Source organism: Streptomyces sp. NPDC060184, assembly GCF_042728795.1.
GTDB lineage: Bacteria > Actinomycetota > Actinomycetes > Streptomycetales > Streptomycetaceae > Streptomyces.
This window is the reverse complement of sequence record NZ_JBHWYX010000029.1, coordinates 45657-63163: the sequence shown is the minus strand read 5'-3', so window position 1 is coordinate 63163 and position 17507 is coordinate 45657. Positions and strand designations below refer to the sequence as shown.

At 69.6% G+C, this 17507-nt stretch carries 10 protein-coding genes, 1 tRNA gene and 1 pseudogene; 6 read left to right on the top strand and 6 right to left on the bottom strand.

Translation table 11 applies throughout. The annotated features are described in order from the left end of the window. Nucleotides 1–209 precede the first annotated feature (209 nt). Complete coding sequence (locus ACFWEE_RS20145; protein ID WP_386890813.1) at nucleotides 210–2279, top strand: cellulose binding domain-containing protein; 2070 nt, start codon at nucleotides 210–212, stop codon at nucleotides 2277–2279. 671 nt (nucleotides 2280–2950) lie between these two features. Here the strand turns inward: ACFWEE_RS20145 and ACFWEE_RS20140 are convergent. The 6 genes from ACFWEE_RS20140 to ACFWEE_RS20115 form a co-directional block, all read right to left on the bottom strand. Then, a complete protein-coding gene (locus tag ACFWEE_RS20140; protein WP_386890811.1) occupies nucleotides 2951–3709 on the bottom strand; it encodes a GntR family transcriptional regulator in 759 nt (252 codons plus the stop codon). A gap of 198 nt (nucleotides 3710–3907) precedes the next feature. Continuing rightward, on the bottom strand, nucleotides 3908–4951 hold the full coding sequence (locus ACFWEE_RS20135) for a DUF262 domain-containing protein (RefSeq protein ID WP_386890809.1): 1044 nt from the start codon (nucleotides 4949–4951) through the stop codon (nucleotides 3908–3910). Continuing rightward, on the bottom strand, nucleotides 4924–5514 hold the full coding sequence (locus ACFWEE_RS20130; protein ID WP_386890807.1) for a hypothetical protein: 591 nt from the start codon (nucleotides 5512–5514) through the stop codon (nucleotides 4924–4926). The genes ACFWEE_RS20135 and ACFWEE_RS20130 overlap by 28 nt, the downstream gene beginning before the upstream one ends. A 664-nt stretch (nucleotides 5515–6178) precedes the next feature. Next, on the bottom strand, nucleotides 6179–7420 hold the full coding sequence (locus ACFWEE_RS20125) for an IS701 family transposase (RefSeq protein WP_386890805.1): 1242 nt from the start codon (nucleotides 7418–7420) through the stop codon (nucleotides 6179–6181). 93 nt (nucleotides 7421–7513) lie between these two features. After that, nucleotides 7514–7978, bottom strand: a complete 465-nt coding sequence (locus ACFWEE_RS20120) for a hypothetical protein (RefSeq protein ID WP_386890804.1) — start codon at nucleotides 7976–7978, stop codon at nucleotides 7514–7516. A gap of 257 nt (nucleotides 7979–8235) precedes the next feature. After that, nucleotides 8236–8308, bottom strand: a tRNA-Arg gene (locus ACFWEE_RS20115). A 317-nt stretch (nucleotides 8309–8625) separates the two neighbouring features. On the opposite strand from ACFWEE_RS20115, the gene ACFWEE_RS20110 reads away from it, so the two are divergent. From ACFWEE_RS20110 to ettA, 5 genes and pseudogenes are all read left to right on the top strand, one after another. Beyond that, nucleotides 8626–10272, top strand: coding sequence for a dynamin family protein (locus tag ACFWEE_RS20110; protein WP_386890802.1), 1647 nt, complete (start codon nucleotides 8626–8628; stop codon nucleotides 10270–10272). 425 nt (nucleotides 10273–10697) lie between these two features. After that, nucleotides 10698–12773, top strand: a complete 2076-nt coding sequence (locus tag ACFWEE_RS20105) for a GTPase (RefSeq protein ID WP_386890800.1) — start codon at nucleotides 10698–10700, stop codon at nucleotides 12771–12773. A gap of 241 nt (nucleotides 12774–13014) precedes the next feature. Continuing rightward, nucleotides 13015–13380, top strand: a pseudogene (locus ACFWEE_RS20100) (single-stranded DNA-binding protein); the annotation flags it as partial. A gap of 626 nt (nucleotides 13381–14006) precedes the next feature. After that, a complete protein-coding gene (locus tag ACFWEE_RS20095) occupies nucleotides 14007–15479 on the top strand; it encodes a Cys-Gln thioester bond-forming surface protein (protein WP_386890798.1) in 1473 nt (490 codons plus the stop codon). 361 nt (nucleotides 15480–15840) lie between these two features. Continuing rightward, on the top strand, nucleotides 15841–17505 hold the full coding sequence (gene ettA, locus ACFWEE_RS20090; RefSeq protein ID WP_386890796.1) for an energy-dependent translational throttle protein EttA: 1665 nt from the start codon (nucleotides 15841–15843) through the stop codon (nucleotides 17503–17505). Nucleotides 17506–17507: the final 2 nt, after the last annotated feature.

The window sequence follows — 17507 nt, the reverse complement described above, 5'->3', positions numbered from 1 at the left end:
GCTCGCACACGCTCCCGAACTCCTGCTCGCCCGAACTCCCGCTCGCCCGAACTTCCGCTCGCTCGGCGGCACGGCCCGACATCCACCGACCCGACCCGCTCGTGACGACGGACCATCCAGTGAGGACTCCCATGCCAGCACCGCACGGACCCGGCCGCCCGACCGCCACAGGCTTACGCCCCCTCGCCCGCGGCGCGGCCGTTCTGGCCGTGGCCTCAGCCCTGCTGACGTCGCTGGTCGGCGTCGCACCCGCCGCGTCGTCGGCGTCGTCGGCGGCGGCATCGGCGACCGACGCCGCGGACGTGGACGTCCAGGTCAACGCCCAGGCGGCGCTGGGCCGGCTGTCCGACACCGCCCGCGGCGTCAACACCGCCGTCTGGGACTCGCACATGAACGATCCCGAGGTGGCCGAGCTGATGAAGGCGGCCGACGTGGGGGCGATGCGCTACCCCGGCGGGTCGTACGCGGACATCTACCACTGGGAGACGCACACGGCGCCCGGGGGCTACGTCGCCCCGGGCACCGGTTTCGACTCCTTCATGGGCACCGTCGCCGCCACCGGCGCACAGCCCATCCTGATCGCCAACTACGGGTCCGGCACGCCCGAGGAGGCCGCCGGCTGGGTCAGGTACGCGAACATCACGAAGAAGTACGGCGCGAAGTACTGGGAGATCGGCAACGAGATCTACGGCAACGGCCACTACGGCAGCGGCTGGGAGCACGACGACCACCAGGACAAGAGCCCCAGCGAGTACGCCCGCCAGGTCCGCGCCTACGCCGCGGCCATGAAGGCCGTCGACCCGACCGTCAAGATCGGCGCCGTCCTCACCAGTCCGGGCGAATGGCCGGACGGCGTGACCGGCGAAGGGGACTCCGGTGACTGGAACAACACCGTGCTGCCCGAAGTGGCCGACGTCATCGACTTTGTGAGCGTCCACTGGTACGCCGGAGGATCCGACACCACCGCCGCGGACGCCTCCGCCAGGCTGGCCAGGCTCCCCGGTGAACTGCGGGAGGTACGCAACCAGCTCGACCGGTACGCGGGCGCCGACTCCCCGGACATCGGCATCGCGCTCACCGAGATCAACACCAACACCGGTGGCGCTCGGCTCACCGCCCGCGCCAACGGACTGTTCGCCGCCGACGCGTTCATGACGGCGCTGGAGAACGGCGTGTTCAACGTCGACTGGTGGAACACCCACAACGGCGTCGGCGAGATCACGACCGTCGACGGTGAGACCGACTACGGCGACATGGGGATGCTCTCCAGCGGCGCCTGCAACGGTGACGTCTGCGAGCCGGCGCCGAACACACCGTTCCACCCCTACTACGGCATGAAGATGACCAGCGAACTCGGCACCGCGGGCGACACCATGGTCGCCGCCGCGTCGTCCGCGCAGGACGTGTCGGCACACGCGGTCCTCCGCCGCGACGGACGGCTCAGCGTCCTGCTGGTCAACAAGAACCCGGACGCCGCCCGGACCGTGGACCTCGACTACGCGGGCTTCACCCCTGCCGCCACCGCGCCCCGGGCCAGCCGCTACGCACAGGGCGACAGCGACATCACCGCGCTGGCCGCCGGGGCGACGTCCGCCTCGCGGGTCACCGTGCCGGCGTACGGACTGCTCTCCCTCACCCTCGAACCGCTGGCCGGCACAGGACCGGGAGCCTCGGCCGCCGGAGCCCCGGGCACCCCGAAGCTGGCAGGGGTGACCGACACCACCGCGAGCCTGTCCTGGGGAAGCGCGACGGGCGCCGCCCGCTACCTGGTCCAGGAGCGCGACGGCGCGCACACCCACCTGATCGGCGAGACCACTGGCACCTCCGTGACCCTGCGGAACCTGCCCCCGGGCAGCACCCACACGGTCAACGTGCTGGCAGCCGACGCCTCCGGGCGGATCTCCGCCCCGTCCTCCCCGCTGACCTTCACCACCGGCGTCCCGTCGAACGCGTCCTGCGCGGTGACCTACCACCGGGACACGAGCTGGGGCAACGGCTTCGTGTCCACGGTCACCGTCCGCAACCTCTCCGACGTGCCGATCACCGGCTGGACCGTCGACTGGGACTGGCCGACCGGAACCCAGACGGTGTCCTCCGGCTGGAACGCCACGTTCTACCAGACCGGCTCCCACGTGCGGGTGACCGCACCCGACGGAGCGGGGCCGCTGGCCCCGGCCGGCGGCTCGACGGTCTCCTTCGGATTCGTCGGCGCCAACGACGGCCCCAACCCGGAACCGACGGCCTTCCGCCTCAACGGGGCGGTCTGCACCAGCGGCTGACGCCCCGTCGGCCAACGCCTACGACCTGCCCCTCAGGCCCACCCTGCCGCGCGGACCATTCCTGCGGTGGGGTGGGCCGAGTGGCGGGGTGGGGTGAGTGGCGGGGCACTCTCGGGCACGTGACGGCGCCTTGTCCCGCGCAGCGTCGGCAACTCGCGCGACACCCGCTGCGCTGGCCGCCGTCGCCTCGACCACCCGTAGCGGCCCGGTGGCAGCCGTAGAGCCCCGGTGCCGACCTTGATCACAAGGCGGATGCCGGGGCTTCGCTCTCTCCTCCACCGAAACCCACCGTGACCAGCGAAGAGCCCTCCCGGCGGGGAGGGCTCTTCGCTGGTGCCCCCGGCAGGACTCGAACCTGCGGGCAAGCGCTTAGAAGGCGCTTGGCCGGACCGGCGGCGCATGCTGCCCGAGCTGGCGTTATCCGCCTCGTGGTGGTGGGCGTGCGGCGCCTTCGACTCGTATTCGGCACGGGGCCTGGGACGGGCGTCGGCTGAAGCCGCGTGCTCGGGGTACCCGCCTGAACATGCTGGCTCTGAGCGCCTATCGGTCCTACCACGGCACAACGACGGTCTGGGCCTTCGTCGTTGCCATCCTCATCGGGGTCGTGGCGGTCTGGTACTTCCGACGTCGAAGGTAGGCGCCCGACCTGCTGCCACGGACCCGGCGGGCCGCTACTGCCGATTGATGGGGATCTCGTAAACGATCTCGCAGTGTGCGACCGGCACCACGATGTCGGCGGTCTCGACGGGCCGGCCCTGGTCGCTGTAGTACGTCCGCCGGATGTGCGTCACGTACGCGCCGTTCTGGATGCCGAGGAGTGACGCTTCCTCCGCGGTCGCCCCGCGCGGCTCCGGCTGCTCCACTGCGTGCCCGACGGTGATGCCGATGACGGCCATCCGGTTCACCACTCCCACCCCGGCGTGCGGGCCGCCCTCGGGGAGAACGATGAGTGTGCCGACCGTGAGTTCGTACGGCTCCCAACTCGTCGAGAGCTGCACGGGTCGGCCGTTCGCCAGGAACTCGTACACCGTCCGGACGCACAGATCACCCTCGGCGATACCGAGACGCGCCGCGATGTCCGCCGGCGCCGGGACCTTCACATCGGACCGGGACTCCCAGTCGCTCTGCCTGCCCACAGCCTTCATGTCCGCCCGGAACGGCGAACCGTCAGGCTGTTCGCGCGCCGAGGAGCGAACCATCCGCACACGTTCCCGGGGCTCGGCCACGTAGGTGCCCGATCCCGCGCGGCCCTCCAGCAGGCCCTGGGAGATCAGTAGTTCCTGCGCCCGGCGCACCACGTTCTCGCCCACGCCGTACTCCTGGCCGATCTGGGCGCGGGACGGCAGGCGGTCTCCGGGCTCCCAGACGTGCTCTGCGATCCGCCGCCGCAGCTCGTCGGCGATGCGGAGATAAGGCGCTTGCTCAGGCATATGGAAAATCTAGTCCATGGAGGGCGGTACCCCTCCATGGCTTCAGATGGCACTGACGAGGGCGAGCCTCAGGGATCGTGGTCCCAGCGCCGTGCCTTAACGGGCAGGTCCTCAGACTGCCCAAATCGCCGGAGGTCTACGAACTGATGCCCTCTCACCCGAGGCAGTTCTAGCGTCGTTTGGGCGCCCGGTGAATCCCTAGCGCAGATGGCTCAGGATCCTGCCCCGCAAGGCAGTGCCTCGATTAATCCTGCTAATTCGGTCGTTAATTCCGGACCGAACCCGACGGTAGTACTCAGCGGCGTCAGGCATTGGATCTGCCGTCCGTGTCACGTCATCTACTTCGTCGTAGAACGATTGGACGCTAGATGACACCGCTCTTGGGTCGAGTTTGGCTGACTCGACCACCATGATCTGGTATAGCTCGACTAGAAGCGTCAAAAGGTCGGCCTTTTGCCAGGTCCGCGACCGTTCTGGGAACTTGCATTCCTCAATAAACTTCATAATGAAGGTGAGGTTTTCGGAAATCACATGCTGTTGAGGGAAATCATCGTTGAAGCGCTCAAGGAACTCTTCGTGCCTGTCGTCCCGGTTGAAATATCCCGAAATGCACGAGATTACGAGAGTGAGGGCATAGCCGATGTCGTTCATTCGGCGGCCGTCAAGCGACGAAAATACCCTGTGGTCAATGAAGAAGCTTCTGGCGGCAACCTCTTCGGCGAACTTCTTGAACGCCCCATCGAAGCGCGAGTTGTTCACCTCCATTGCATTTAGGGAATAGTTCGTTGAGTTGATTCTGTGAAAAATTTCTCTAGTTTCATCCTCGCTGAGAGGGCCCAGATCGCGCACCACGACTTCGTACTCCAGGAATGCGACCTTTTGGTCTCTGTTCAGCTCCTGATAGCGAGGTACTCGGCCCTGACCAAGTCGAAGGGTCGAAGAATCTGTGAAGTACTCGTACAGGGTGGTGATTCGTTGCTGACCGTCTACGATCAGTTCGGTGCCGTCGCCAGTGTCGGGGTTTACTTCTCCGGCCGAAAGGAAGATTTCAGGGAAGGGTAGACCGTCTAGAACGGTTTCCAGGAACGCCGCCTTGTGCGCATTGGACCATACGAGGCGTCGTTGAAAGTGTGGATTGGGTACCAGCGTCTTATCTCTGATTCCAGTCAAGAGGAGCCTTAGACGCTTGTTGGTGGCCGAAGTCTGCATCTTTTTCACTGATCCCCCGCGATGTTCCTGCATGCCGCCACTGAGTTCATCTGGTATTTAGTAAGGAAAGTCATATCGTGATAGATCGCCGCAGCGATCTTGTATGGACCGTAGCGCCGACTTACCTGAATGGATCGGAAAAATTCCCACCAGGCCTCGGTAAACTCGAAACTTACACCACGAGGAAGCTTGTCTGGGCGAATCCACCCCCAGGCGAGGTACTTCTCGAACTGCCGCCTGTCCGGCCAATAGGCGCCCGACTCCATATATTCATGGGTCTCGTGCCAAACCTTTTCATACAAATCGTGACTTACGATCGCGACATCAATATCTGATGTGTCTCCGAAAATGCGATACCGCTTCGTTGGAGAGATGCTGAACCCCAGTTTCGCGGATCCCACAACAAAGATGTCCTGGTGGACCTTCAATGAGAATTCGTTCGCGATCTCTTCTTTCAGGCTGTAGTGGTCATCCTCGCTTACCGCGAAGCAGGCGCCATGCAAAATGTGGGCATCGACTATTCGTCGATCACTGAAATCTGACGAGAGTGCATCTTTGAATTTTTCAAGACGCCTATCCGCCTCCTCTTTCGTCAAAGTGATTCCTCTCCCCCCGGCGCCATGCTGTCCTTGCTTTAGGATACCGGGGCATGGACAGTGCGGCGGCCCAACTGGCTCCCGTTGGCCCGTAGATGTGTGCAGGTCAGTCTCGGTGGCGTCCGCGACCGGACATCGACAGCGACGGACGGCTGCAACCTGATTGGACCCCTGAAGTGCTGTCGCGCGGCCGACTCGCTAGGAGTAGCGAAGCTGCTGGAGGCCGTGGAGGCGTCGACTGAGGTCGGTGGGCGGCAGAGGCGAAGGTCAGAGGGCCAGGTACAACGAACCCAGACGGTCTTGAGAGTTGTCGTAGCAGCGATGCCACCGTGGGTTCGAACCTTACATCCACCACACGGGAATGGCCTCTGGCCAGGTGAATCGGTCGGGTTAGTTACGTACGCGCTGCCCGTCGACCCTTCTGGTTGCCTGTCAGCTCTCAGTCGATCGTGCACAGGGGGCAGTAGAGAAGGTCTTATCCGGCTCGCCCGGCGAAGCGGCTCCAGCGACGCCATGTTGACAGCCCAACTGCCGGATTTTCATACGCACCTGCGCAGGTGCTGTGGGTCGCCTGCATGCAGTATGTCGAGAGTCCTTGTCTGACCACTGGAGGTGGCCTGACGGCTCGTGGGCCTCCTAGTACTCCAGCCGTAGATCGTGATCTTCACGGCCGAGAGGCGGCTTGCCTGCGGTAATGACAGTGGCGTGCGCGGGCTTGGTGCCGGCGTCGCCAGTGCGACCAGCGGAGCTGGTGCGCGAGGTCGTGGATGGGGCTGATCAGTGCCGCGAACAAGTGTTTGATCTCGTTGCCGGTCAAGGGGGCCAAGCCGTCCGGGGCCGGTCGGTTGCTGCGTTCGGTGGCTGCGGTGACGGCGAGGAAGGCGTGGGCGAGCATCGCGAGGGTGACCCAGCGGTGCCAGGAGGTCCAGCGGCGGACTTGGTGCTCGTCCAGGCCGGTCAAGCCTTTGCTGGCCTGGAACGTCTCCTCGACCGTCCATCGCCGTCCGGCGACCCGCACCAGCTCCGGCATCGGCACCGGGTGGGGTGAGTAGCAGCGGTAGTAGGCGAGTTCGCCGGTGCGTCGGTTGCGGCGGACCAGCAGGCACCACTGCCCAAGCCGACCGGCCGGGCCGTGAACCTCGACCTGTGCCCAGTCGTAGTATCGCTCGCCCTTCGCACCCGATCCGGTCGACAGCCGCTGCCAGGCTCGCTTCGGGATCCGCGCGGCCAGGGTCGTCGCCTGGAACTTCCCGGCCTGCGTGGTGACGGGGTCGGTGCTGGAGATCGCGAGGACGTAGCCGGTCCGGCGGTCTTCCAGGGCGGTCCGCAGGTGCGGATTGTCGCCGTAGACCTCGTCTCCCGCGACCCAGCGGGCCGGTGTTCCGCCGTCCAGGGCCCGCGCGACCATACGCGCGGCAAGCTGCGGCTTGGTGGCGAACACCAGACCGTCCGGGATGCCCGCGCTTCGGCAGCGGTCCGGGTCCTCGGTCCATGAGCGCGGCACGTAAAGGGCCCGGTCGATGGCGGCGTGTCCATGGGCGGCGGAGTAGACGAGATAGACGGCGACCTGGGCGTTCTCGATGCGGCCGGCCGTGCCGGTGTACTGGCGCTGGACACCGACGGTGGTGGTGCCCTTCTTCAGATCGCCTGTCTCGTCGACCACGAGCACGGCCTCCGTGTCGTGCAGGTGCTCGACCACGTAGTCGCGTATATCGTCACGGATCGCGTCGGCGTCCCACCTCGCACGGTGAAGCAGGTGCTGCATGCCGTCCGGGGTGGCGTCGCCGGCGTGCTCGGCCAGCGTCCAGCAGTTCTTCCGGGGTAGATCCGACAACAGGCCGGAGACCAACCGCCGCACGCGGCGACGGGGTTCGACTCGGGCGAACCGGCCCGCGATACGGCTCATCAGGCCCTCGAACGCTTGCTGCCAGTGGGCAGGTACTACGCTGGCGTCCGAGGTCGCCGCGTGATCATTGGTTGTCCACACAACACCTAATGATCAACGGCGGCCTCTCCTGCTCGGATGCCACCGAAACCAGTAGTCCAGCCCCTCGACCCGGTAGCGGGCACCCGCATCAATGCGCACCTCGCCCACCAGTTGCCTCGCGCCATCCGGCGGCTGACGGTATGGCGCGAGCAGCAGCTCCAGCTCGTCGTAGCGGGCGTCGATCCTGCCCTGGCCCGGATGGGTCTCCGGCCCCACTGCCCCCGCCTCACAGCGCTCGTTCCACCTGGCGAAGATCGCCCACTGCTCGCGCTCCAGCTCCACCGCCGCGTCGCTCGCAGGCCAGACGCTGTACTCGTCGGCCTCATCGGCGTCATTCCAGTCGTTGCCCTGGAAGTAGTGGGGCTTGCCGTCCACATCGGCGAGGCCAGCGCGCGGCCCGCTGTACCACTCCAACTCGGCGTACACGCGCTCGAAGCCGTCCGCGATCAGCTGCACTTCGTCCCAGGTCTCAGCCACACGCGCAGGCTACCGGCGAGCTACCTCGGCATCCACGATCACAAACTACGGCTGGAGTACTAGGGCCCCGTTCGCGAGATGGCCGATTGAGTCAATTGGGCCCGTATCCGACTCGGTCACCCGCAGAACCCCGGTGACAGCCGTACAGCCCCGGTGTCCGACCTTGATCATCGAGGGAGGTGCCGGGGCTTCGCCACCCCCACCAAAACCCGCCCTGACCAGCGAAAAGCCCTCCCGGCAGGGAGGGCTCTCGGCAGTGCCCCCGGCAGGACTCGAACCTGCGGCCAAGCGCTTAGAAGGCGCCTGCTCTATCCACTGAGCTACGGGGGCCGGGTGTGGGCCGTGGCGGACGGGAGCCCTGTGGTGGGGGAGTCCCTCGCCGTGCCGGGACAAGGATAGGGCTCTTGTCGCGGTGTCCCGGTTGCTTCGCCTGCGTGGCACCTTGTGGAGGTTCGGTGAAGCGAACCGATAATCGCAGCTAGGTACGGATCGCGCACCGGTTTTCGGGCCGGATCGCGCGGGTGTTGTGCACTCGTTATGCCCACGCTGTGCGCGTCCCGCCTGCTCTCGGGGTGGAACCGCCGCGCACGGGTGGCCATACGCTTCAAAAAGGCGCTAAAAGCGGGCATTCTTCGCATGTGGTGACCATGGATGTACGGCCTCAGCTCATCGACGCACTCTCCGCCCTGCGCGACCGTGTCGCTGCCGTGCGTCTTCCCCTACCGCTCCCCGGATCGGAACGGGCCCGCCAGACCAGGGACGAACTCCTCGCGCAGCTCGACGATTACCTGCTGCCCCGGCTCAAGGCTCCGGAGGCGCCGCTGCTCGCGGTGATCGGCGGGTCCACCGGGGCCGGGAAGTCGACGTTGGTCAACTCGCTCGTCGGGTGCCGGGTCAGCGAGGCGGGGGTGCTCCGGCCGACGACCCGGACGCCGGTGCTGGTCTGCCACCCGGACGACCACCACTGGTTCGCCGACGTACGGGTGCTGCCCCAGCTGACCCGGGTCTGGCTGCCGCCGGGGCGGGGGGCCGGGGCGGACGGGATCGAGGAGGCGGGCGTCGGGCGGGCCCGGGGGGCGGCCCAGGAACTGCGGGTCGAGACGGCGCTGACCCTGCCGCGCGGGCTCGCGCTGCTGGACGCCCCCGACATCGACTCGCTCGTCGAACGCAACCGGGCCCTCGCCGCCGAGCTCATCTGCGCGGCCGACGTGTGGGTGATGGTGACCACGGCGTCCCGGTACGCCGACGCGGTGCCCTGGCACATGCTCCGTACGGCGAAGGAGTATGACGCCTCGCTGGTCAGCGTGCTCGACCGGGTGCCGCACCAGGTGGTGGGCGAGGTCTCCCGCCAGTACGCGGCGCTGATGACCCGGGCCGGGCTCGGGGACGTACCGCGCTTCACCATCCCCGAGCTGCCCGAGTCGGCAGGTGGCGCGAGTGGACTGCTGCCCACGACGGCCGTCGCTCCGCTGCGCGCCTGGCTCACGCACCGGGCCCAGGACCCGGCCGCCCGGCAGCAGGCCGTGGGGCGTACGGCGTCCGGGGTCATCGACTCGCTGAACGTACGGATGCCCGCGCTCGCCGGGGCCGTCGCCCAGCAGTACGCGGCGGCCGTACGGCTCACCGGCGCGGTGGAGGACGCGTACGAGAAGGAGGCCGAGCGCATCCGCCGCCGGCTCCGCAACGGTGCCGTGCTCGCGGGCGACGCCCGGACGCGCTGGCGCGGGTACCCGCTGGACAGTTCGGCCTGCGAGGTGCTGGAAGCGCTGGTGGAGAGCCTGGTCGCACTCATCCAGTGCGCCGTCGCCGCCGCCGACGAGAAGATCCGTACGGCCTGGCGACATGATCCGGCCGCGGCGGCGTCCCGCTTCGAGGGCGCGGGCCGGGAGAGCGGCGGCTGGGGGCCGACGGAGGACGTCGAGGGCCGGATCGCCGTGACGGTGCGCCGGTGGCGGCGGGTCGTCGAGGAACTGGCCGAGGAGGAGGTGGGCCGGCTCGACCGCAGTGTCGCGCCGGACCCGGAGACCGTCGCCGCGCTCCTTGCCGCAGCCCTGCTCGGCGGGCGCCGGGCCCGCAGCGCGGGGGAGCAGCTCGCCGAACGCATCGGCGCCCAGGGCGCCCTGAGGCTGCGGGACAAGGGCGGGTCCCTGCTCACCAGCTATCTGGACCAGGTGCTGCGGGTCGAGCGGGAACGGCGGCTCGCCCCGCTCGACGCGCTCGACATCGCCCCGGAGCCGCAGGCGGAGCTGATCGCCGCACTGTCCGTGTTGCAGAGGGAGAGGAGGCAGCGATGACTGCCGTCGTGGATCAGGATCGGGAGCAGGGCGATCAGGGCCGGGGGAAGGGGCGGCCGGGGAGTGACCCGGGGAGGGACGAGGGGACGGACGCGGAGAAGGGCCGGGGGAAGAGCCTGGAGAAGGGGGACGCGGGCGGCTGTGACGGCAGCGGCGCGACGGCCTCGGTGACGTCGGTGACACCGGGGGTGGCGGGGGCGTCGGGGGGGTCCGAGGGGGACGACGAGCCCGAGGCCCCCACCGTCGGCGATCCGAAGGTGCCGGGGGCCGCACGTGCTGCCCGGGACTTGGCACGGCACCCGGACCGGCGCCCGGACCGGAACGCGCATCGGAACGCGGGCACGGACGCCGCTGGGCCTGCGGACGCATCGGACGCCGCCAGGCCTGTGAACGCACCGTTCGCACCGGACGTGGCGGAGGAGAGAATGGGCGCCTCCGAAGTGGGCGCCTCCGAAGTGGGTGCCTCCGAAGCGGGCGCCCCCGAAGCGGTCGGTGACCCGGACCCGCGGGACATCGCGGTCACCCCGGCGGGTGTGCCCTCGCACTGGGACGACGGGCTCATCGCCCGCCGGGCCGCGGCCCGGGCCAAGGCCGACGAGCGCGAGCCGGTTGTGCCGGAGGACGAACCGGGGCCCGAGGTGGAAGCGTACGTATCGTCGGGCGGCACGCTCCGGCCGCGGCTCGAAGCGTTGCGCGAGCTGGTCGGGCTCTCCCGCGCGCGCATCGAGCAGGGAGCGCTCGCCGAGGCGGGCCGGGTGCTCGAAGAGGCCGCGGCGCGGCAGCGGCTCTCCTCCCGGCACACCGTGGTCGCCCTCGCCGGAGCGACGGGCAGCGGGAAGTCCTCCCTCTTCAACGCCCTCGCCGGAGCGCAGATCTCCGACACCGGGGTGAAGCGGCCGACCACCTCCTCCCCGATCGCGTGCAGTTGGACGGACGGGGCCGCCGGGCTCCTCGACCGGTTGGCGATCCCCGGACGGCTCCGCCGCAGGCCCCAGTCGGGGACGGCGGCTGCCGACGCGGCGCTCCAGGGGCTCGTCCTGGTGGACCTCCCCGACCACGACTCGGCCGCCGCGGGGCACCGGGAACAGGTGGACCGGGTCCTCGCCCTCGTCGACGCGGTGATCTGGGTCGTCGACCCGGAGAAGTACGGCGACGCGGCCCTGCACGAGCGCTATCTGCGCCCGCTCGCCGGTCACGCGGAGGTCAGCTTCGTCGTGCTCAACCAGATCGACCGGCTGCCCGGTGAGGCGGCCGATCTGGTCCTCGACGATCTGCGCCGGCTGCTCGACGAGGACGGCATGGCGGTGGGCGAGCACGGCGACCCCGGCGCCACCGTGCTGGCCCTCTCCGCCCTCACTGGCGAAGGCATCGGCGAACTGCGCGAGCTGCTGGGGAAGTTCGTGCAGGAGCGTACGGCCGCACAGCGCAGGCTCTCCGCCGACGTGGACGCCGCCGCCGCACGGCTGCGCCCGGTGTACGTCGCGGAGGGGCGCTCCGGGCTGGGCGAGCGGGCCCGGGAGGAGTTCACCGACCGGCTCGCGGACGCGGTCGGCGCCTCGGCGGCCGGGCAGGCGGCCGAGCGGGAGTGGCGCCGGAACGCGGGCCGGGCCTGCGGCACTCCGTGGCTGCGGCTCTGGCGCTGGTACGAGTCGACGCGCAGGCTCGGCGGCCTGGAACGCATCGGTCAGGTCCTGACGCCCGCGCGCGAGGAAGAGGAGGCGACCGCGCGACAGCGCGTCGAGCAGGCGGTACGGATCGTGGCCGACGACGCCGCCGGAGGGCTCCCCGACCCGTGGGCCCAGGCGGTGCGCGAGGCCGCGTACAACGGGGCGAAGGGGCTGTCCGAGGCGCTGGACGAGCTGGCGGGCACGACGAGGTCGACCGCCCCCGCCCGCGGCCGGAGGGCCGGAGCGGTGGCCGACACGGCGGGAACCGGCGCGGCGGGAACGGGCGCGGTGGACGGGGCCTCGGGGGCGGGCGGGCCGGGCGGGCCGGATGGAGCGGGCGGACCGGGCGGGGGCGGCCGTACGCGCGGCCTCGGGCGGTTCGGACGGAACCGGTCCCGGGGGGCCGGTGCGGCGACCGGCGTCGGGAGCGTTCAGGGCTCGCCCGTGCTGCTCGGCCGGCCCGCCAGGCCGCCGCGCCCCAGGTGGTGGCCTGCGGCGGTGGTGGTCCAGGCGTCCATGACGCTTCTGCAGATCTTCGGCGGGCTGTGGCTGGTCGGCCAGATCGCCGGGGTGCTGGAACCGGGACTCGTCGTCCCCGCGCTCGTGATGCTCGCCGGGGTCGTCGGCGGGCCCCTGGTGGAGTGGGCGTGCGCGGCTGCCGCGCGGGGACCGGCCCGGCGGTACGGGCAGGAGGTCGAGCGGCGGCTGCGGGACGCGGCGGCCGGATGCGGTCGCGCCCGGGTCCTCGACCCGGTGGCCGCCGAACTCGCCCGGTACCGCGAAGTGCGGGAGCGGTACGGGGCGGTGACGGAGTTGTCCACAACCGGCCGGTAATCCACAGGCCCCGGCAGGATCGCCGCACCTCGTCCAGCATGGAGTCCTCGCACCGGCCCGCACCCGGCCCGGTGGCGGAGGCGCAGCACGGGGAGCGGGGGAAGAGCCTCGCGTACCCACCGGTGCGCGGGGCTCTCCCGCGTTCCGGGAGGTGTACGTGGATCGGCCTCGCGCACCCCGGCTGTTCGGCACACGCGGGCTCGCCCGCACGGGGACAGGAAGCGAAGACGGGGGACAGGACATGAACGAGACCTTGGTGACCCTGGTCGGCAACGCGGCGACGGGGGTGGAGTTCCGGGAGACGGCCTCGGGCGGGGCGGCGCGGTTCCGCCTCGCGGTGACACCGCGCCGCTGGGACCGGGAGAAGCAGCTCTGGTCCGACGGGCACACGAGTTTCTACACGGTGTGGGCCTGGCGGGGCCTCGCGTCGAACGTGGCCGCCTCCGTCTCCGTGGGCGAACCGCTGCTGGTGCACGGCCGGCTGAAGGTGCGGGAGGAGGAACGCGAAGGCGCGCGACGGACGTTCGTGGACGTCGAGGCGGTGGCGGTGGGACACGACCTGAACCGGGGCTCCGCCGCGTTCCGGCGCGCGACACGACGCGAGCCGCCGTTCGGGGCGGAGGCAGGCATGGAGGCAGGCCCGGCCGCAGGTGCGGGGGCGGGTGCGGCGGTCGGCGCGGGCGTGGGGACGGGTGTCGGTACGGGCGTGGGTACCGGCGCAGGCGGGGGCCCCGGAGGTGGACGGGGTGGGCCGGGGGGACAGGACGCCGACGGTCCGGTTTTCGCGAGCGAACCGGTCGGTGACGTCCCCTCCTGGGAGATCGCACCCGCCGGCGAGGAGGCGGACCGCACGCGCGCGGCAGGCGTTCCGCGCGCGGCAGCGCGTCCAAAACAACAGACGGCCCGTCAGAAACGGTCCCCGAGGCTGGCGTCGAGCACCTGAGGGTGCCGAAGTGCGCTCGGTGCACGGTTGGTGACGGGGTGCTGATGGTTTTCGTCGCGCTCCGTGGGGCGGGAGTGGCGGCGATAACGATTGCGATTCGGAATGGTTGTACGACCGTAAGACGGGGGAGCGGTTCTGGCCGCCGTCCATAGGATTCCCCCGTACTCATGGGCACTTGAGTCTTTCGGCGGGGCACTCCCCACACGCGCACCGAGCGCGAGGGCTCCGCCCCGGAGGGGAATTCTGTGACTTCTGCGTTTTCTGAGATTTCAGCGCTTCAAGATTCCGACATGACGCCCGGCCTGGCCCTCGGCGCCGGTCCGGCCGCACGCCGCCCGGTGCGGGGACGGGGCAACGGGCTCGCCCGCCTGGCCTCCACCGCACTGGTCACCGGTCTCGTCGCGGCGGGCGCCCTCACCGGCGCGGGCGCGGCGGCGGCCGACGAGGCACCTCAGCACCAGGGTGGCGCGACCGCCGTCCTGGACGGGCTGAAGACGTACGACAAGGCCGTGATCAAGACGGCCGGAGCGAAGGACCAGCGCGTCTCCGCCGGTCTCTTCGAGATGACCGTCGACGGCGGCGGCAAGCTCAAGACCTACTGCATCGACATCCACAACCCCACCCAGCCTTCGGCGCAGTACCAGGAGACCCCCTGGGCCGACTCCTCGCTCGGCAAGAACGACAACGCCGGCCGCATCCGCTGGATCCTCGAGCACTCCTACCCGCAGGTCGACGATCTCGCCTCGCTCGCGAAGGCCGCCCACACCGGCCCGCTGACCGAGGGCACCGCCGCCGCCGGCACCCAGGTCGCCATCTGGCGGTTCTCGGACAAGGCCGACGTCACCGCGGTGAACGAGGACGCCGAGAAGCTCGCCGACTACCTCCAGGGCGCGGCCCAGAACTCGGCCGAGCCCCAGGCGTCGCTCACCCTGAGCCCGGCCGTGGTCTCCGGACAGGCCGGCGGCCTGCTCGGCCCGGTCACCGTCCACACCGACGCGGCCGAGGCCGCGGTGGCCCCGCCCGCCGACGCCGTCGCCAGCGGCATCAAGATCACCGACAAGGACGGCAACCCCGTCTCGAAGGCGACCGACGGCACCGAGCTCTACTTCGACGTGCCGAAGGGCGCCGCGGACGGTACCGCCGCACTCACCGTGCAGGCCACCACCTCCGTACCGGTCGGCCGTGTCTTCACCGGCGTGACCACCACCAGCCAGACGCAGATCCTGGCGGGCTCCAGCGAGTCCGTCGTCTCCGCGCAGGCCACCGCCACCTGGGCCGCCAAGGGCCCGGTTCCCGCGGTGACCGCGCAGAAGAACTGCGCCAAGGGCAGCGTGGACTTCACCGTGACCAACAGCGGCGACCAGCCGTTCACGTTCACGTTCGAGGCCGGAACCGACTACACCGTCGAGGCCGGCGGCACCAAGACCGTGTCGGTTCCGGTCGGTGAGGACAAGGCGTACGACCTCACGGTCTCCGGAGTCGACAGCGACTTCAAGCAGAACTTCAAGGGCGTGCTCGACTGCGTCACCGCCTCCACCCCGGCCCCCGGCGACGAGGGCACCGACACGCAGGCCGGCGCCTCGCCGAGCCCCGCCGCGACCGCCGCTGCCGCCGACGTGACCGGCGGTGGTGAGGGCGACCTCGCCGCCACCGGTGGCTCCAGCGCGACCCCGGTCATCGCGGGCGTCGCCGTCGTGCTCGTCCTCCTCGGCATCGGCACGATGGTCTTCCTCCGCCGCAAGAAGTCGGCCGCAGGCGCCTGATGACCGCCGGGTGCGCGCGGTGACCGCGCGCACCGCGCCGTAGCGGTGCGACGGCGTGGCGGCGGAGTGCCGCACCGCCGCAGGACCGCAGGACCGAAGGCCCCGGCCCCCGGACTTCCCGGGGGTACGGGGCCTTCGCGCGTACACCCGAAGCACCCGCACGCCCCCGAGGCGCCCCGCAGGGGGCTTCCGGCCGCCTCCGGTGGCGTCTCGTCCGGCGATGTCGCCTCTGTCGCCGCTCCCGGCCCCTGCCGCCGCCCAGGTCAGCGGCCCCGGGTGGGACGGGTTTCCCCCGTGGGCTTGTCGTCAGGCAAGATGGGGTGTATCTGCCCACACCTCTATTGCTGCCGGACGGTTTCTCTTGGCTGAGTTCATCTACACCATGCGCAAGACGCGCAAGGCGCACGGCGACAAGGTGATTCTCGATGACGTCACCCTGAACTTCCTGCCCGGCGCGAAGATCGGTGTCGTCGGCCCCAACGGCGCCGGTAAGTCCACGGTGCTGAAGATCATGGCCGGCCTGGAGCAGCCGTCCAACGGTGACGCCTTCCTCTCGCCCGGCTTCAGCGTCGGCATCCTCATGCAGGAGCCGAAGCTCGACGAGGAGAAGACCGTTCTGGAGAACGTCCAGGACGGCGCCGCCGACGTCATGAGCAAGCTCAAGCGCTTCAACGAGGTCGCGGAGCTCATGGCGACCGACTACTCCGACGCGCTGCTCGAAGAGATGGGCAAGCTCCAGGAGGACCTGGACCACGCCAACGCGTGGGACCTGGACGCCCAGCTGGAGCAGGCCATGGACGCCCTGGGCTGCCCGCCCGGCGACTGGCCCGTCACCAACCTCTCCGGTGGCGAGAAGCGCCGCGTGGCGCTCTGCAAGCTGCTCATCGAGGCGCCCGACCTGCTGCTGCTCGACGAGCCCACCAACCACCTCGACGCCGAGTCGGTGAACTGGCTGGAGCAGCACCTCTCGAAGTACGCGGGTGCGGTCGTCGCCGTCACCCACGACCGGTACTTCCTCAACAACGTCGCCGAGTGGATCCTCGAACTGGACCGCGGTCGCGCGCTCCCGTACGAGGGCAACTACTCCACGTACCTCGACAAGAAGGCCGCCCGCCTCAAGGTCGAGGGCCGCAAGGACGAGAAGCGCGCCAAGCGGCTCAAGGAAGAGCTGGAGTGGGTCCGGTCCAACGCCAAGGGCCGCCAGACCAAGTCCAAGGCCCGCCTCGCCCGTTACGAGGAGATGGCGGCCGAGGCCGACAAGATGCGGAAGCTGGACTTCGAGGAGATCCAGATCCCGCCGGGCCCGCGCCTCGGTTCCATCGTCGTCGAGGTCGAGCACCTTTCGAAGGCCTTCGGCGACAAGGTCCTGATCGACGACCTGTCGTTCACGCTGCCCCGCAACGGCATCGTCGGCGTCATCGGTCCGAACGGCGCGGGCAAGACCACGCTGTTCAAGATGATCCAGGGCCTGGAGACGCCGGACTCCGGTTCGGTCAAGATCGGCGAGACGGTCAAGATCTCGTACGTCGACCAGTCGCGCGCCAACATCGACCCGAAGAAGACCCTCTGGGCCGTCGTCTCGGACGAGCTGGACTACATCAACGTCGGCCAGGTCGAGATGCCTTCGCGGGCGTACGTCTCCGCGTTCGGCTTCAAGGGCCCGGACCAGCAGAAGCCGGCCGGTGTGCTCTCCGGTGGTGAGCGCAACCGCCTGAACCTGGCGCTGACGCTCAAGGAGGGTGGCAACCTGCTGCTCCTCGACGAGCCCACCAACGACCTGGACGTCGAGACCCTGTCGTCGCTGGAGAACGCCCTCCTGGAGTTCCCCGGCGCCGCGGTGGTCATCTCCCACGACCGCTGGTTCCTGGACCGCGTCGCCACGCACATCCTGGCGTACGAGGGCGACTCCAAGTGGTACTGGTTCGAGGGCAACTTCGAGTCGTACGAGAAGAACAAGGTCGAGCGCCTCGGCGCGGACGCGGCCCGCCCGCACCGCGCCACGTACAAGAAGCTCACCCGGGGCTGATC

Bases quoted from the DNA above. Each gene is read 5' to 3' on its own strand.
- ACFWEE_RS20140 (WP_386890811.1), bottom strand. From the start codon at position 3,709: ATGCCTGAGCAAGCGCCTTATCTCCGCATCGCCGACGAGCTGCGGCGG.
- ACFWEE_RS20135 (WP_386890809.1), bottom strand. From the start codon at position 4,951: ATGCAGGAACATCGCGGGGGATCAGTGAAAAAGATGCAGACTTCGGCC.
- ACFWEE_RS20125 (WP_386890805.1), bottom strand. From the start codon at position 7,420: ATGAGCCGTATCGCGGGCCGGTTCGCCCGAGTCGAACCCCGTCGCCGC.
- ACFWEE_RS20110 (WP_386890802.1), top strand. From the start codon at position 8,626: ATGGATGTACGGCCTCAGCTCATCGACGCACTCTCCGCCCTGCGCGAC.
- ACFWEE_RS20105 (WP_386890800.1), top strand. From the start codon at position 10,698: ATGGGCGCCTCCGAAGTGGGCGCCTCCGAAGTGGGTGCCTCCGAAGCG.
- ACFWEE_RS20095 (WP_386890798.1), top strand. From the start codon at position 14,007: ATGACGCCCGGCCTGGCCCTCGGCGCCGGTCCGGCCGCACGCCGCCCG.